Annotated in this window: 16 protein-coding genes and 1 pseudogene; all 17 read right to left on the reverse strand. The window is 34.9% G+C overall.

Translation table 11 applies throughout. The features are described from left to right. The coding region (locus P1K33_RS04110; RefSeq protein WP_284651621.1) for an HAD-IC family P-type ATPase at window positions 1-1,513 on the reverse strand (1,513 nt) is incomplete at its 3' end. A 78-nt stretch (window positions 1,514-1,591) separates the two neighbouring features. Beyond that, on the reverse strand, window positions 1,592-2,152 hold the full coding sequence (locus tag P1K33_RS04115; RefSeq protein ID WP_284651971.1) for a helix-turn-helix domain-containing protein: 561 nt from the start codon (window positions 2,150-2,152) through the stop codon (window positions 1,592-1,594). Window positions 2,153-2,162: 10 nt separating this feature from the next. Beyond that, window positions 2,163-3,407: a type II restriction enzyme NmeDI-related protein gene (locus P1K33_RS04120; protein WP_284651622.1), complete on the reverse strand. Its 1,245-nt coding sequence runs from the start codon at window positions 3,405-3,407 to the stop codon at window positions 2,163-2,165. A gap of 14 nt (window positions 3,408-3,421) precedes the next feature. Further along, window positions 3,422-4,666 (reverse strand): efflux RND transporter periplasmic adaptor subunit, encoded by a 1,245-nt coding sequence (locus P1K33_RS04125; protein WP_284651623.1) that lies wholly within the window; start codon window positions 4,664-4,666, stop codon window positions 3,422-3,424. A gap of 2 nt (window positions 4,667-4,668) precedes the next feature. Continuing rightward, the gene (locus tag P1K33_RS04130) at window positions 4,669-5,916 is read right to left on the reverse strand and encodes a heavy metal-binding domain-containing protein (protein ID WP_284651624.1); all 1,248 of its coding nucleotides are present in this window, start codon (window positions 5,914-5,916) and stop codon (window positions 4,669-4,671) included. Then, complete coding sequence (locus P1K33_RS04135) at window positions 5,913-7,172, reverse strand: TolC family protein (protein WP_284651625.1); 1,260 nt, start codon at window positions 7,170-7,172, stop codon at window positions 5,913-5,915. Before P1K33_RS04135 ends, P1K33_RS04130 begins: the two co-directional genes overlap by 4 nt. Continuing rightward, window positions 7,159-10,386 (reverse strand): annotated as a pseudogene (locus P1K33_RS15355) (efflux RND transporter permease subunit). Before P1K33_RS15355 ends, P1K33_RS04135 begins: the two are co-directional and overlap by 14 nt. A gap of 92 nt (window positions 10,387-10,478) precedes the next feature. Beyond that, window positions 10,479-10,952, reverse strand: coding sequence for a heme-binding domain-containing protein (locus P1K33_RS04150; RefSeq protein WP_026726774.1), 474 nt, complete (start codon window positions 10,950-10,952; stop codon window positions 10,479-10,481). A 1-nt stretch (window position 10,953) separates the two neighbouring features. Next, window positions 10,954-11,679, reverse strand: a complete 726-nt coding sequence (locus tag P1K33_RS04155; protein WP_084329804.1) for a DUF3347 domain-containing protein — start codon at window positions 11,677-11,679, stop codon at window positions 10,954-10,956. A gap of 19 nt (window positions 11,680-11,698) precedes the next feature. Continuing rightward, window positions 11,699-12,352 (reverse strand): class I SAM-dependent methyltransferase, encoded by a 654-nt coding sequence (locus P1K33_RS04160; RefSeq protein ID WP_284651628.1) that lies wholly within the window; start codon window positions 12,350-12,352, stop codon window positions 11,699-11,701. 7 nt (window positions 12,353-12,359) lie between these two features. Continuing rightward, window positions 12,360-13,169, reverse strand: coding sequence for a hypothetical protein (locus tag P1K33_RS04165; RefSeq protein ID WP_284651629.1), 810 nt, complete (start codon window positions 13,167-13,169; stop codon window positions 12,360-12,362). Further along, entirely contained in the window at window positions 13,169-13,675 is a 507-nt protein-coding gene (locus P1K33_RS04170) for a heavy-metal-associated domain-containing protein (protein ID WP_284651630.1), read from the reverse strand. The genes P1K33_RS04165 and P1K33_RS04170 overlap by 1 nt, the downstream gene beginning before the upstream one ends. 86 nt (window positions 13,676-13,761) lie before the next feature. Then, window positions 13,762-14,244 (reverse strand): TlpA family protein disulfide reductase, encoded by a 483-nt coding sequence (locus P1K33_RS04175; RefSeq protein WP_284651631.1) that lies wholly within the window; start codon window positions 14,242-14,244, stop codon window positions 13,762-13,764. A gap of 65 nt (window positions 14,245-14,309) precedes the next feature. Beyond that, window positions 14,310-15,365 carry a YncE family protein gene (locus P1K33_RS04180; RefSeq protein ID WP_284651632.1) on the reverse strand — a complete coding sequence of 352 codons (1,056 nt, stop codon included), beginning with the start codon at window positions 15,363-15,365 and terminating at the stop codon, window positions 14,310-14,312. A gap of 16 nt (window positions 15,366-15,381) precedes the next feature. Then, a complete protein-coding gene (locus P1K33_RS04185) occupies window positions 15,382-16,254 on the reverse strand; it encodes a DUF3347 domain-containing protein (RefSeq protein ID WP_284651633.1) in 873 nt (290 codons plus the stop codon). A 194-nt stretch (window positions 16,255-16,448) separates the two neighbouring features. Then, window positions 16,449-16,826 carry a hypothetical protein gene (locus P1K33_RS04190; protein ID WP_284651634.1) on the reverse strand — a complete coding sequence of 126 codons (378 nt, stop codon included), beginning with the start codon at window positions 16,824-16,826 and terminating at the stop codon, window positions 16,449-16,451. Window positions 16,827-17,193: 367 nt separating this feature from the next. Next, a complete protein-coding gene (locus P1K33_RS04195) occupies window positions 17,194-17,571 on the reverse strand; it encodes a hypothetical protein (RefSeq protein ID WP_284651635.1) in 378 nt (125 codons plus the stop codon). Between the last annotated feature and the right edge of the window lie 2 nt (window positions 17,572-17,573).

Genomic DNA, 17,573 nt, shown 5'->3' on the forward strand with positions numbered 1-17,573 from the left:
CAACCATTACTGACATGGGAGTTGCCAGACCCAGAGCACAAGGACAGGCTATGATTAATACAGCAATTGCATTTATAAAACCATAGACTAAGGCCGGTTCGGGACCAAATTTTGTCCAAACAAAAAAGGTTATTACTGATATGATAACCACAATTGGCACAAAGTATTTGGATATACTATCTGCTAACTTTTGAATTGGTGCTCTGGAACGTGAAGCATCATTAACCATTTGCACGATTTGAGAAAGCAGGGTTTCTGAACCCACTTTTTCGGCAACCATTACAAAAGATTTGTTTCCGTTTATTGTTCCGGAAATTACGTTATCGCCTTTCTTTTTATCAACCGGTATTGGCTCACCAGTAATCATGGCTTCATCTATACTGCTTTCCCCATCGGTTATTTTTCCGTCAACCGGAATTTTATCTCCGGGTTTTACCCTCAATAAATCGCCTTTTTTGATATCGTGGATAGAAATTACTTTATCGCCGCCATCAACTACTAAAGTAGCTTCGGTTGGTGCGAGTTTTAATAATTCTTTAATTGCGCCGCTCGTTTGACTGTGTGCCCTTGCTTCGAGTAATTGTCCTAACAAAACTAAAGTCAGAATAACTGTTGTAGCTTCGAAGTATAATAATACCGTTCCGTGTTCTGTTTTGAATTCACTTGGAAAAATATCCGGAAAAAACATTCCGACTAAACTAAATAGAAAAGCCACTCCTGTACCGATTCCGATAAGGGTAAACATATTCAAATTCCAAGTGATTATTGATTTCCAGGCGCGAACAAAGAATATCCAACAGGCATAAAAAACAACAGGAAGCGATAATAGTAATTGTACCCAATTCCATTTTGAAGCAGCCATTAATTGCAATAGAGGATTGTTGTGTGCCATTTCAATCATGGCAATGGCGAAAATGGGAACCGTGAACAACACTGCAATTTTCATTTTTTTTACCAAATCTTTATACGTTTTTTGGTCTTCGCTTTCGCTTGGTTCCATTGGTACTAAATCCATTCCACAAATAGGACATGAACCCGGAGTTTCGCTGATTACTTCGGGATGCATGGGACATGTATATAGAGTTTTAGCAGTAGTTAGCTCAGGTGCTTTGACTAAATCCATTCCACAAACGGGACAATCGCCTGCTTTATCATAAACTTTTTCACCTTCGCAATGCATTGGGCAATAGTATTTCCCTTGAGCATTACCTGGTATATTAGCCTCTTTTTTATGATCATGATTATGAGAGGAACAACATGACTTTACAGCGGATTCTTTAGTTGTAGTATCTATTATTGTTTTTCCATTACTCATTTCTATGGTATATTTTCCAACGGCGGTTAGTGCTTCCTGCAACTGTGTTGTTGGAACGTGCTTTTCCATAGTTATTGTGGCTATCGGTGGATTCAATGAAACTTTTGCCTCAATACCTTCAATAGTATTCAATGCTTTTTCGACTTTAGAGCGACAACCATCGCAAGTCATTCCGGTAATGCTGTAAGTATGTATCATCTTTTATATTATTTTAATACAAATTTCTATCATAACTGTTTTATGCATTTGCACAATTTTGGGTTTGATTTGCAAGATTTATAGATCTTCAATTTGCTTTCGTTTGATGGTTTTTATGTTCTTGAAGTGAGTTGGTGAAAAGCCGGTCACTTTTTTGAATTGGTTACTTAAATGCGATACGCTACTATAATTTAATGAATAGGCTATTTGACTCAGCGATAATTCATCATACATAATCAACTCTTTTACTTTTTCAATTTTTTGATTGATGAAGTATTTTTCAATTGTTGTGTTTTCTACTTCGGAAAAGAGATTGCTTAGGGTATTATAATCTTGATGAAGATGTTGGAACAGAAACTCTGACAGGTTCGTTTTTAAATCATTATTTTTATTTTGGACCAAATCAATAATCAATGTTTTAATCTTATCGATTGTTTTACTTTTCCTGTCATCAATCAAATCAAAGCCAACAGCACGAAGATTTTTTAGCAATTCGTTTTTTTGACTTTCATCAATATCATTTTTCAATTCGACTTCACCCAATTCAACTGCAATAGGATTAATGCCCATATTTTCAAATACAGATTTCACTACCATCTTGCAGCGGCTGCATACCATATTTTTAATGTGTAGCTTCATCATTGAGTTATTAAATTGTTTTTGCTATTTTATCCATGATCGAATGGTCTGTACCGAATTTGCAAATTGCATCACAATTGGCCCTTAATTCTGAAAAAAGGATGTACTTAATATTCATTTTTGAATTTTTTATAACAGGTCTGTTAAGTTGTTGAATAACATCTTTTTCGCGATTGTCAGGGATTATGATATAAAAAACTTCATCACCATCAGAAATACTGAAATAAAGGTCGGAAAGGCGTAAAATACCTGAGTAAATACTGGTGCTTTTTTCAACTTCAAATGCCCCAATAATATTGTTTGTTCCTTTTTCAAACCATAATACATCTATGAGTTTAATGGTGTTTTGCGTGTCTTTATCACAGGGCAATTCAGGAAATTTATTTATAGCCATAAAAGAAAAACTTTGACCATTGAAGGCTTTGCTTTTATCATTACTTGCCGGGGTAACATCGAATCCTAATGACGCTCCAATTTTCAATAAATGGTATTGCATCTCACTATGCAGATTATCTTCCTTTTTTTCTTCTATAATTTCTTTTTGGCGTTTTACTATGTTTTTTTCAAATTTATAACGCTCTTCTTCACTCAAATAGTCATCATTTCCTATGAGCATTTTTTGAGTGCCAATTTCAAAACACAAGCCTGCGATTGCACCTAAATCATTGGACAGTTCCGATTTGAATTTGGAATTTGTTTCCAGTAATGTCTCTCTAATTTTTAAGTATTCACTCCAGCTTCCGAGTTTTTTTTTGTCCTTGAACAAGAAATTAAAACCGTTTACAATTGCCGTGTTGAAAGGCGGAAACCAGGTTGGGTGCAAGAAATACAAAATACTGGCAACGGCCGGACCAAGTCCCTTAATTTTAAGTTCGTCGAGTTTTACAATTTCCCTAAGCACCTGTTCTTCGTTTTTTGCATTAATGCAATTTTCCAAGAATTGGCCAAAAGCAATTTTATTGGTTTGATTTTCATAGATGTCAGGAATTCGGAGTTTTGGTTTCCAATAAAAAGGATGTGAAACCCCTACAAATACCTGTTTTTGCTCGGCAATACAATTGAGCACAAATTCTAAGCTGCTGTTTTTAAAATCATTTGGAAATGATTTGTTTTTTATATCTTCAACAACCTGAATAATGCCTCGACGGATAGTTCTGAACGCTTTTAACCGTTGGTCATTATCCACAAACCAAGTATTATAAACACTTTCTGAATCGTTTTTGTATTGCTGTATTATTTGATTAAAATTGTTCATCCTTACTGTTTAAATTACATTTTCATGCCTTCCATCGGGTCGCTGCCTTTGCGGAATTTATATTCGCTATTGATGGCATAGGCTCCTGTTATCACTACTTTTTGACCATTGGCAATTTTTGTTTTGATTTCTATCAGTCCATTAGTTTCAATTCCTGTTTCTACCATTAGATTTTCATAAACTCCCGGTTTTTTTTCTACCCAGATGTAGGATGCGTTTTCTTCTCTAATTACTGCATCGGTAGGAATGTAGATTCCTTTACCGCCGGAAATCATCAATTTTGCAATGGCCTGCATTCCCGGTTTTAAGATTAGATTTTGATTTGGGACTTCAAATCGAATCAATAGTAAACGGGTTTCCGGGTTTATTTCGGGATTGATAAATGAGACTTTAGCACTTATAGATTTATCGGGAAAATCGGCAAAAGTTATGGTAGCATTTTGACCTATTTTAAGACTATTGAAATAGTTGATATTTACTTGTGTTTCGAGCCAAAGTTTACTTAAATCGGTTACTTTAATTATTGGAGTTCCTTCCATGACATAACTCCCTTCAACGGCAGTTATTTCAGAAATTGTACCACCGACAGTGCTGTAAAATGTGGTATAGGGCGAAACATCTTTGTTGCTTTTTATATTCTCAATTTGAGTGTTGGACAAACCATAGAAGAGAAGCTTTTGTTTGGCCGCATTCATTATGCTTTTTGCATTTTTTCCAAAATCACCGGGCATCTCCAATTGTTTAAAGGCAGTATAATAGTCTTGTTTTGCTATTGCAATATCTTCACTGTACAATTGATATATTGGCTTGTTCTTGGATAGGTAATCACCCGTTGATTTGAAATACAATTTTTCAATTCTGCCCATTGCTTTTGAAGAAATGGTTTTTGATTCTTCCTGATTGAATGTTAAAACACCGGTGTACTTTTGTTCTACATTATTTTGGGTTTGTTCGATAACCTGAGTTGTGATATTACCAAGTTTAATTTGCTGTTTGCTCAAACTTATTTGATTAACCTCATTATCATCCTGTTTTATGGGTGTTAACTCCATGTGGCAAATAGGACATTTCCCGGGTTTGTCTTCTTTTACTTGAGGATCCATAGAACAGGTATAAAAAGTTGTTTCTTTCTTATCATGTTGTGAGTGGTCTTCTTCTTTTTTACCATGCTGAGAATGGTCTTCTTTTTTAGGAGAATTACAAGCGGTAAGTACCATGACAAGCAATAAAAAGAAGCCTATTTGATTTAATTTTTTCATACTTACTCGGTTTTAATAAAGCTTTCGCTATCGATTAAATATTGGGCATTTTTTGCAATGGTGTCTCTAACTGAAATACCTTCAATGATTTGAATATAGCCGTTCATTTCAAATCCTGTTTTTACCGGTATTGCTTTAAAGCCATTTTGAGATTTGATAAAAGCGATTTTTTTATTACCAGTGCTTACCAATGCGTCTTTTTGAACCCAAATGCCGCGTATAGACTGCGTTTTTATAATACCCTGCAATCTCAATCCTATTGGCAATTTGAGTGTGCTATTGTTTAAATAAACCCTAATTCTATTGGTTTTGTCGGCGGCATTAAATTGTGTTTCAATAAAATTGATTTTGGCCTCTATTGATTCCTCCTCATTGAGTTCAGACGTTATTTTAATGGCTTGGTTAACTTTAATCAGACTGCTGCTTTCTTGTGTTATGTTGAATATTCCCCAAACTTTATCGGTATTTACTAATTTAAAGATAACTTCTCCTTTTTTGACATAGCTGCCTTCTTTTAAGTCAAGCTTTTCAGTACTGCTGTTTATACTTTGCATCCCGGAGTTTGATGATGTATCCATTGTTTCTGTTCCCATGACAATCCCATTGGAAGGACTATAGACAGTTATTTTAGGGTTGGCCTTTTTTGAACTAACCAGAGCGCTTATTTGATTTTGAGTCATACCGTAAAGCAACAGCTTTTGTTTTGAGGCCTCAATAATTGAACGGTTATCACTATCATTTGAAACTAAATAAATAAAGTTTTCCTGCTCTGTTAAAAGTTCAGGGCTGTATAAATCAAATAATTTTTGCCCTTTGTTAATTCGTTGGTATTTAAAATTCACATATATCTTTTCTATTCGGCCACTTATTTTTGCCGCAATATTTACAGCTGAATTTGGGTCATAAGCAACAATGCCTGGAAGATTGATTTCACCGCTTAAAGTTGAGTCTACTGCTGTTGTAGTTTGAAACTTGCCCACGATAAAGTTATCTGTTGGTTTGATGACATTATCAATATTATGGTCTTCATTGGCATGATTGTCTGTTATTTTTTTTACTAAAGTCATTCCGCAAATAGGGCAGTTTCCCGGTTTATCCCTAATAATTTGGGGATGCATGGAGCAGGTATAGACAACTGCCTGATGAGAACCTGCTGAATGATCTTCATATTTAACTACAAAGAAATAAATAGCAGAACCAATTATGGCTGTTACGCCTAAAATCAAACCATATTTTATATACTTATTCATAGTTGCTTAATTTCGAGTTGTTTTTCGATTTCTACCTGAGTGCTAAGTATGGACTGCAATTTGTTGAGCGCATCCATTTGGGCCATGTTCAAAGCTTCCCAAGCATCTAAGACCAGGAATAAATCACCGGTATTGTTTTGCCATGCCAATACTGAGGTATCATAATTTTTACGCAATGAAGGAATAATACTTTTTTCGGAGATGGTGTATTGTTTTTTGAGGTTTGAAAGTTCTGTATTCATGCCCGAAATCATCCCAACGGTTTCATTTAAAATCATTTGTTTTTGCCAATTCAGGCTTTCGTTTTTAATTTGAAAACTACTGATGTTGGCTTTGTTCATTTTAGTTGACCAAGGCATAGGTATAGTCATCATACCCATTAGTGAGAATTGCTGTGGCTGTTGTCCAAAAGCAAACATGTGGTCATATTTAACTCCAAATTCGGGTAGAAATTTTGATTTTTCTGCATCAATTTTCAGTTGGTTTACTTCCATGGTTCTTTTGATGGCATTTATATCACTTCTGTTTTTGGAAATTGATGAGGTGTCCAATAGTTGTGAATTGTATTCCTTTAGTTCGAATGCTTCTTCAATTTCAAACACCATATTTTTATCTCTTGACATTAGAGTGTTGAGCATAATTCTTTTTTGTGAAATATCATTCTGAAGCATTATAATCATACTTTCTAACTCATTATATTGAGATTTTGCTTTATAATAAGTGGGGAGTTTATCCATATTGTACTGGTATCTTATTTCCATGCTTTTTATCATGTATTTTAAGAGTAGTAAGTTATCATTGGCCACTTTGACTTTTTTGTTTAGTACAAGCCATTGATAATAATTTGTCTTGGCTATAGCATAAAGCTGATTTAAAGTGTAATTTTTGTTTTCTTTTTCAACAGATGACATTGCGTTCATATACTTGTATTCGGCATTTTGTTTTTTTGAATTGGGAATCATTTGTGAGACTCCAATCATATAACTGCCCATGCCAGGACTCATATCATCTGCTTTCCACATTTTGGTATTGTAGGGCGTCATAAAAAAACCGGTTTCTACTTGAGGTGCCATCCAGCTTTTAGCCCCTTTTGCAGCAGCATCCATACTTTGGATATCGGCATCATACATTTTTAGCTGCGGATTATCGGTTTTGATTGTGCTCAAGATATTATCCAGTGAAACAATCTGTGCATTAGCAATTGTAAAGCTTAAAATCAAAAAGCTTATAACGATATAATATTTATTCTTTAACATCTATAAGTTCTATTTTGCCTTTAGTTTTTAATTCGTGAAGTTTCACCATTTCAAAAACAATAGGAGTTACTAATAATACATAAATTGTAGAAGTAATTGTCCCACCAATAAGCGGAACTGTGATAGGTAGCATCACATCGGCACCAGTCCCCGTTGCCCAAAGTATTGGGATAAGACCAAACAAAGAAACCGAAACCGTCATTAATTTTGGTCTTAACCTTTTGGCTGAGCCATCGACAATATATTGTTTTAATATGTCTTCAGTAATAGTTTGTGAACTGTTCCCATGTTTTTCGACCATTTTGTTCATCGATTCATTTAAATAGATAGTCATTAACATGGCTGTTTCAATGGCCATTCCGAAGAGGGCAATAAAACCAACTGCAACTGCAACAGATAAATTAATTCCATAAAAGTAGACCATAAAAACACCACCAATTAAAGCAAAAGGTACTGTTATCATAGTAATTAGAGATTCTTTCATGGAGTGGTAAGTAAAATATAAAATAAGGAAGATAATTATCACCACAATTGGTAGTATGATGCTTAGCGTTTTATTGGCTCTCAACTGATTTTCCCACTGGCCACTCCATTCAATGTAATATCCTTTTGGCATTTTAGACATCATTGAATTTAATTTTTTCTGAGCTTCTTTCACAGTACTACCTAAATCTCGATCACGTACATTAAACAGCACACTTCCCCGAAGCATGGCATTTTCGCTATTTATCATAGGCGGCCCATCGCTTATTTTTACCTCTGCAATGGTTTCTAAAGGAATTGGGCCATATTGCATCGTTTGGACTTGCAATTTTTTCAGTGCATCAATACTGTTTCTATATTCTTGTGCATATCTGGCATTTACAGAGAAGCGTTGTCGTCCTTCAATTGTAGTTGTCAGTTTCATTCCTCCGATAGCTGCTTCAACAACTGCATTAATATCGTCAATTGAAAGGCCGTATCGTCCCAACATTTCCCTTTTGGCTTCAATATCGATGTATCTTCCGCCGGTAATTGGCTCTGCATATAAATCTTTTACACCCGAAGTACCTTCGAGTGCTTTTTTGATTTTTTGAGATAGTGCATTAATAGTATCTAAACTTTCTCCGTAAACCTTAATCCCAACATCGGTTCGGATACCGGTAGAAAGCATGTTTATTCTGTTAATGATAGGTTGTGTAAAGCCGTTGGTTACTCCAGGAATTTGAAGTTTATTGTTTATTTCGGTAATGATGTCATTCTTCGTTTTTCCTTCTCTCCATTCACTTTGAGGTTTTAATAAAATGATGGTTTCAATCATGCTGATAGGGCTGTTATCTGTAGCTGTATTTGCTCTACCGGCTTTTCCTAACACATGGTCTACTTCGGGAATTGATTTTATGAGTTTGTCTTGAACCTGCAATATTCTTTTTACTTCCGAGTTGGAAACATCGGGCAAAGTAACCGGCATGAAAAGTACAGAGCCTTCATCCAACGGTGGCATAAACTCGGAACCTAAGCGAGTAAACATCACTAAACCAATTAGTAAAGCGACTATATTAATTCCTAAAACCGTTTTCCTCCATTTCAAACAAAAAACTAAAATTGGAGTATATATACTTTCCAGTTTTCTGTTGATTGGATTTTTATTCTCAGGGCGAAGTTTGCCTTTTAATAAAAAGCTTATAAGCACCGGTGTGAGTGTGATGGCTAAAAATGCATCAACGATAAGAATGAAAGATTTAGTCCAAGCCAAAGGGCTAAACAACTTTCCTTCCATACCTGTGAGTAAAAAAACCGGTAGAAAAGAAGCAATTACGATTAGTGTTGAGTAAAAAACACCCGGACCTACTAACTTTGATGACTTTTCAATTAGTTGAAGTTTTTCATCAGAGGATAAAGGGTCGTGTTCCTTTTTGAATAAATTTTTAATTTTTTCTATCATCATACCAATTTACTTGTTATCAATCATTTCTTCTTGTTTCTCTGAGATTGTCCTGTAGGCGTTTTCAACCATTACAATTCCATCATCCACAACAACTCCAATAGCGAGTGCAATACCGGTTAATGACATAATATTAGATGAAATACCAAATGCTTCAAGCAATATGAAGCCAATTGCTACGGATATAGGAAGTTGAATTAAGATTATAAGGGCGCTTCTCCAATGGAACAGAAAAATTAAGATAACGAGTGAAACTGCTATCATTTCTTCTATAAGTGTTCCCTTGACAGATTCAATAGCTTTTTCGATTAACTCGCTTCTGTCATAGGAAGTTTTAAATTTCACTCCTTCGGGCAATCCTTTTTCAACTTCTTTCATCTTTGCTTTAACCGCTTTGATGACTTCATCGGCATTTTCGCCATAACGCATTACTACTATGCCACCCACTACTTCGCCGGTTCCGTTTTGGTCAAAAATACCAAGTCGTAAGTCTCCGCCCATTTGGACAGAACCTATGTCTTTTACTTTTACCGGAATAGAATTGTAATTTTTAATGGAAATATCCTCTACATCCTTACTGTTCTTTATGTAACCCAAACCTCTTATGATATATGACATATTACTCATTTCGAACTTTCGGCCGCCTACATCATTGTTATTAGCCTTAACCGCATTCATAACTTCCATCATACTGACGTTATAATATTGCATTTTTAGTGGGTCTAAAACCAATTGGTATTGCTTTTCAAAACCTCCGAATGAAGCAACTTCTGCTACACCGGGAACTGTTTGCAGTGCAAATTTCACATACCAGTCCTGTAAGGCTCTTTGCTCTCCCAAGTCCATTCCATTGGCTTCTAAATGATACCAAAAAATGTGGCCTACTCCTGTACCATCAGGACCTAAGGTTGGAACAACATTTTGTGGAAGTAAACGTTGGGCATAATTTAATCGTTCCAACACACGGGTTCTTGCCCAGTAGGTATCTACATTGTCTTCAAAAATGATATAGACAAAGCTCATCCCAAACATGGAGGCTCCCCGTATATTTTTAACTTTTGGTATCCCTTGAAGATTAGAAACCAAAGGATAAGTTACTTGCGCTTCGATTACCTGTGGGCTTCTACCCATCCACTCGGTAAATACAATAACCTGATTTTCTGATAAATCAGGGATAGCATCTATAGGATTTTGTTTCACGCTATAGATTCCCCACACAAATAAACAAGCCGAAACCAGTAGCACAATTGCTCTGTTTCTAAGTGAGAATGTAATTAGTTTTTCTACCATTTTTGTCTTTTTTCTTCCTTTTAAATAAAATTAATCAATTGAGTCCTTTTACATTATGATATATATCACATATTCAAAATATAGGAGAGCACTTAATTTTCCGACAAACTGTTGTTTTCATTTATTGAATTAATCCAGGTAATTATTTCCTGTTTTTGCGCCTCATTAAGTATTGCATCATGATGTAATAGCGTGTAGGAACTTAAAGGCATATCACCCGATTTAATTTGTTTGCTTATTGCTTCTAACTCACTTTGCTGCTTTCGATTTGAATAACTGCCAAACTCATTAAAATTTAACTCTTTTTTCCCATCAGTAATATGTGTTTCTACAAACATTCTAGCTGGTTGAATGTAATCATACCAGAGATACTGGGTGTTATTACTATGGCAATCGTAACAAGATGTCTTTATTAGTTTTGAAATATTTGTTGGTGCATCGGTCGTGACCAGAAAATCATTTGTATAATCCTGCCCTGGATTTTGATTCAGGGCAGGCTGATAGAATTGTATTGCTATCAATACCAAAAAAAGTACTATACCTACTTTCTTTAATCTTCTTTTCATTTTATAACGTTTTTTTCAAACTACCACAAGTAAGCATCTTAGAGCCATAATATGGATTTTTGATTTCTTTGGATTCGCTGATCCAAATAGCGCCTTTACCGTCGTCATACATTGGACAATGGTCCTGATATAATTTTTTATTTGAACCCAAAAGTTTTATTAAATCATTGATGTCCTTACTTAGTATGGCAAAATGTTCTCTTTGATGGTCAATTTTACCTGCATTGTCGCCAATATGCTCTGCGTGTTCTTTAGCATCATCAGCAATGTCTAAGTACTCTTTTTTCTGATTTGCAGTAAGCGTATTGGTGTCGAATTGGTTGAATGATACCAATAATGCTTTTCCTTTATCTGCAGCACCTTTAGAATCATCGCTTACCAGTTTGTTTTTTAGGTTTATATAACTAATAATAATATCATTAACATAATCTGATGTAGCCACCGGAGAATCAGTGTCAAGGACTCCGACTTTTTCCGATGGATTATTCTGACTTGGTTCTTGGGTATTTTTATCAGGTTTAGATTGAGCGACAGGTTCTGTTAATTCCATACCACACTTGGAGCATTTTTCTCCTTTTTTTCCTGTTACTTCCGGATGCATTGGACAGGCGAATAATTCATTAGAACTTTCTTTGTTCTCTGTTGAGTTGGTTTCTGTTTCTTTAGCCTTGTTGTTACATGATACTATTGTTATCGCTAAAAAAGCTGTTAAAAAAAGTGTTTTCATAATATATTATTTTTAGTTATTAATTAATTTTCTCTGCTTTATAGTAAGAATAAGTGCCTATTGATGTATTGATATAGTCTACTTCCTGAACGTTTTTGAATCCTGCATCAGTAATGTATTTTATCATTAATCCATTTACATTATCAGTAGTAGTTTTGAAACCGTCTAATAATTGAACTAAGTAAAAAGAAAACCGCATCCATTTTGTTTTTGCTTTACCCCAATCTCCAATGATTAATTCTCCATTTGATTTTAGTATCCTATTGATCTCAAGCAAGCATTTTAATTTTGTAATCCTATCTAACTGATGAAAAACAAGAGAACTATAAATCTTGTCAAATGAGTTGTCTTCAAAGGGTAACTTATCTCCATCATATAAAAAAAGTGACGCTTCAATTCCTGCCTTATTTAATTTGTATTCAGCAATGGTTTTAATCTTGGGGTCGATGTCAATTCCTTGTATGTTACAATCAGGAAAGCGCTGTTTTAGAATGATGATGTTTTGCGCGGTTCCAAAACCAAACTCTAGTATTTTCTCGTTCTCTCGAGGATTGACAAAATCTACCAGCTTGTTTCTGAATTTTTTCTCAGGCATAGTTAATTTGATTGCCAAATCGTAGTAATCACTCAAAAAATCATAACCCAATGCCGGAATAAATTTTGTTGTACTCATCTTGGTTTTATTTTGTTAAATCGAAAAAAGTATAGTACAGATTGAAATAAAAACCGTTTGGTGCTGAACGTACCATTGAACTAATTAGTTCTTGACGGTATGCTAAATCTAATCGCGCCTGACTGTTGAAAATAAATTGTATTGCCGGCACAACGTCTAGATATGACTTCCCATTTTCATTGATAGTTTGCCCAACAAATTCCACCATTAGATTAATATTAGTTTGTTTGAAACTGGTATATTTTTTTGGATACATCAATTTGCCAAATGATAAGGTGTAATTTGTAGCATTGTCGCCCATATTATCGGGAAACGGATAATCGGGTTTGTTGTCGAAGGCTTTTTCAAAACTTACAGATGAACTTATTGCCAGTTTTTTAATCAACTTAGTGGCTACAAATCCTCCTTCAAAACCTGTGTTGTGTCCTAAGATTTCTATTTGTTCCTGGTGAATGTCAGCATTATTGAAACTATATCTTCCAAATGCTGCCATCCGGAAGTGACTGTTCAAATCATCGGAGGAATAAAAACGATACTTTGTATAAAAACTGCCTCCCTCAGTAACGAGGTTATTACTACGGTTACTTATAAAGGCAGAAGCCCGGAACATGATGTTCTTGTTAAGTCCATAAGTTACTTCGGGCATGAAATGGTAATTATAGCCTGATTTCATTTCCTCTTTGAAAAGCGACTGCATCACATTAACTGCCAAAGAATTTGCCGGAACATTACTGGCCGGATCAGTTACCACGAATAACTCCTGACTAGTAATGTTTTGGCTGCTTATTGCAATTAAAAATAAAATAATCTTTCTCATTAATTCAGAATTTTAATGTGGAAATCATCTTCATTGTTTGAAGCATACGTTTCAACATTCTTGTATGATTTGGATAATTTTTTGAATTCCTTTTCAGTCACATAGCCTTTGTCAACTACCTGAAATTGTATTTCGGAGCCTTTGGCTGTGCTGTCATTAACCAAGATGTAAGGACTTTGGGTTATGGTTTCAGGTTTTGCTGTTAATACCAATGTCCCGATAAAAAAACCTGCTTTTTCCACTTTCTCCTTAAATACTTTTGGGGTTAATGTATTGCCTTCAGTCAGCGTTACCGTAAACGTATTGGTGTTTAAATCGGTCTCTACTTTAACTACTTCCGGAAGTGTTTTTAACTGTTTGTTTATGGCATTGGAGCACATAGAACAAGTTAAACCAGTAGCCCTGATTTCGGCTTTCACAATTTGGGCGTTACTCTTTATTGAGAACATCAAAACGATTGATGCTACAATTACACGCACTTTATTTATTTTATTTATTTTATTCATCTGTATTTAATATTTGTTTTTTAATTGAAGATGGAACGCCTACTAAATCTCCTTTATATCTAAATAATGTTAATGGGCGTTTCATTTTACTCTTTTATTAATTTCATTATTTCTTCTTCTGTTGGATTCTTCGCTATTAGGACACCTTCGGGATTAAATAGGTATTTTGACGGTAATTCATCTACTCCGAAAACTAAGGCTGCATTAGCATCAAATCCCTTTGGGTCTATCAATTGAGTGAATTTGATTTTATCTTTTTCAATTGCTTTTAGCCATTTATTGACATCTATGTCGATTGATATTCCAATTATTTCTATTTTATCAGGGCTAACCTCATTATGAAGCTTTACTAATTTTTTATTACCCAATCGGCAAGGCGCACACCAAGATGCCCAAAAATCGACAAGCACATATTTTCCTTTAAAAGATGAGGTGATTACCTCGCTGTTAGTATTGCTTTTTAGTGTAATTGATGGTATAGAATCACCCACTTTAATCTGTGCTTTCGTTGAAAACGTGAAGATTATAAATAGTGTGATGAAGTATTTTACTTGATTTTTGATTAACATAATAGTACCATTGTTTTTTATAAAACTAAGCCCTATGCCGACATAAGGCCTAGTCTGTTAAAGTGTTACATTTTTATAACAATCCCGTTTGGCTTTCTTCCAACGTTGATTGTTTTTGCTACTGAATGATTGGTGGTGTTGACTACTGAAACTGTATTAGCCGTTTGATTAGTCACATAAGCAGTGTTACCGTCTGTTGTGAATGCTATTGCATGTGCACCGGCACCCGTATTAAAAGAACTTCCATGCATCCACATATTCATTCCTGCATCCCAAGTCCAATAATGCACTTTTCCAGCCATTGGATCTGAAACCCATAATTCATTTTTAGGACCGTTATATGATGCTATTCCCGGCATGAAACCTAAAGTAATTGTTTCATCTACTGAGTTTGTTGCTACATCAATTACAGAAATAGTTTGTCCGTCTTCATTGTCTACATACATTTTACCATTGCTTCCAGTCCAAGCACCAACTGGGTTATCTCCAACGGCAATAGTTGTGATTATCGCTTTGGTTGCCGTGTTTATTACTGTTATGCTATCATCATCACCATTTGCCACATAGGCTTTTGTGCCATCTGAAGAAAATGTTAGTTCAGCTGCCATCATTCCGACATCGATTGTATTTAATAGGGCATTGGTAGTAGCATCATATACTAAGACTTTACTATTCATTTCATCCATTTGAGGCACCCAAATTTCATTTCCGTTAGGTGAATAAATAGAATTATGGTTCATTAATGGCAGGTTGATGTTCTTTACAATTGAACCATTCATAGCATCAATTACTAACAATTTTCCTGTCATCCCTGCTGTCATTAATCCTGAATGTCCTGCACTCAAATCCATTCCCGGAACACCAATAGCTAAATGATTTTGATGTGATGAAATGTGATGTGGCCACATAATCATATCTGAACCGCTTCCCATTAATTCTATGGTTCCGGTTACTTCATTATTACTTAACTTGACTACTGAAACTGAGCCGTCTTCTCCGTTTACAATGTATGCCGCAGGATAATCGACATTTAATGTCATATCCATGTTGTCATCGTTGTTATTACAAGAGGTTAAAAATATTGCTCCAATAAATGAAGCTATCATTGATAAATTTTTCATTTCTATTTTTTTTAGGTTATTTAATAGTTTCTACTGTTTTTCCACAGTTTAACATCATTGACCCATAGTATGGGTTCTTTACTGCATTTTCTTTGCTCAACCAATTAGCGCCTTTACCATCGTTGTACATTGGACAGAATTGAAAGTAAACTGGTACTTCGTATTTTGCTGTTTTAATTAATGTGTATATGTCTTTTGACAATGAGGTAAAGTGATCACGTTGGTGTTTTACATCTTTTGTATCAGCTATGTGTTCTGCATCTTCTTTAATTGGGTTTACAACTTTCATCCAAACCATGTGCACTTCCATATCAAGCTTGTCCATTTTGACGTTATTTACAGCTGTTAAAAGTTCTTTTGAAGCTGCTGCAGCTTTTGTCCCATCAGAAGTAATCAAAGCATCTTTCAATGAGAAATAATTATCAAATACTGCTTTTAATTGATTTTCATTTTGAATTACGGCAGTAGTTGTTTGAGAATGGTTCCCGTGATTGGAATGTCCATCGTTGCCGGCAGTAGTTGTGTTTTCTTCTTTTACTGGAACTTTTGCTACTCTATCGTATTGACAACAGCCGTGAAGATTGTTGTAAACCTCATCAGGGGCAAGAAATTTATCACTGTCGTAGCCTGCTAACGCAATTCTTTTAAGTATTTCATCCTGATTTGTTACACTAGCATCATAAGTTAATGTTGCCATTTGGGTTTCCTGGTTCCAATCTACTTTAGCAATTTTTTTAATACTTCCTGCTTTTTCGATTGTAGTTTCGCACATTCCACAGTTACCATAGACTTTAACTGTTTCGGTTTTTGCATTTTTTATTTGTGCGTTGATAGAAGTTGATAGCAACATTACAGCTGCTACCATTATTTTTATAAATGAGCTTTTCATTTTAAATACTGTTTAAGTAATCAAAGTAGCTTACCTTGATTGATTTGATAAAATAATTTTGAATAAATAACAGTTGTGAAAGAAATGGTATTACAACCCAAATAATGGTGTAGCAAAAGGTATTCTAAAACTGTTGTGAATTGGATAGCAAAACGCTATGGATTTGACACACTTATGGCTGTCAAAAATTGGATTTAGCTTATTTTAGGGATTAGCCAAATGGAATAAAAACCATCGGAGATTGATGGTGTAGTATATAAAAAATTGATTTTTTCGAATAGAGGAAAGTTAAAGGCAGTCAGCTGAAAACTAATTTCGGGTACGAAGCTTACCAATGAAGTGGGGCAAGTTGATGAACAACCGCAACCGGAATGCCCGCATTTGCCGCCACAACCCTTGTTGTCTTTATCTTTTGTATTTTCATCAGCGCAACAGCTCTTTTTTTCTGCTTTATTGGATGAAATTTCTTTTTTGCAAGAACGCTTTTCTGAACCTTTACCACATGCAAAAGCATTATTAGGCATGAGGAACATGCCTAGTAAAACTACAAGTATGATGTGGTATCTATTCATATAAATATTAAAACAATACAAAACTAACTAAAAATTATTGCTTTATGTTAAAATTGATGTTAAAAATAGTTAAGTCAATAAGGCCATTCAACATGTGTAGAGAATTGTAGTTTATTGTATTTGAACCGAATATAGTATTTTTATTAGTATCCTCTTGATTGGTTGTCTTGAATTTAATTAGAAACTCTACAGAGTTAGAGAAGTCTGTTTGAATGATTGCAAATAGTTATTAACTAAAAAAAAATGCAGTAACCAAGAAAGCTTACTGCAATTTATATAGCCCTGATGGGAGTGGCACGAAGTAGAACGGACAGCAGGAATATGGATTCCTGATATAGCCCGAGCCATTCGCTCATAATAAAAAAAACTACGCTGTAGATTGTAGAATAGTAATTGTGCTATAGTTGTATTCTGGATTAGGTTCCGGTTCTGCATCTGTGGTCAATTTTATTCTTGTAAATTCGTCGAGAAATTCAGATTCACCTTTTGGCATTAATTGTAGTGCGAGTTCTATAATGTTTGCGAAATCAATATTAGGATTACCTACTGTATCTGAAAGATAGGGTTCTTCTGTTTGCCAAGCCACACAACATAATTTCATTAGGTCTGAAACTGTAGCATATAGCGACGAGTAACTTGAAAAGTTAACCGTAATTTGCCAGATATCGTCTCGCTTAGGATGTTGCTTCATGGAATTCAACAACCAATCAGAATTTTTAAGGAGTTTTTCAAATTCAGCTTTCATAT

Origin of the sequence: Flavobacterium terrisoli, assembly GCF_030167905.1 — a bacterium.
GTDB lineage: Bacteria > Bacteroidota > Bacteroidia > Flavobacteriales > Flavobacteriaceae > Flavobacterium > Flavobacterium terrisoli.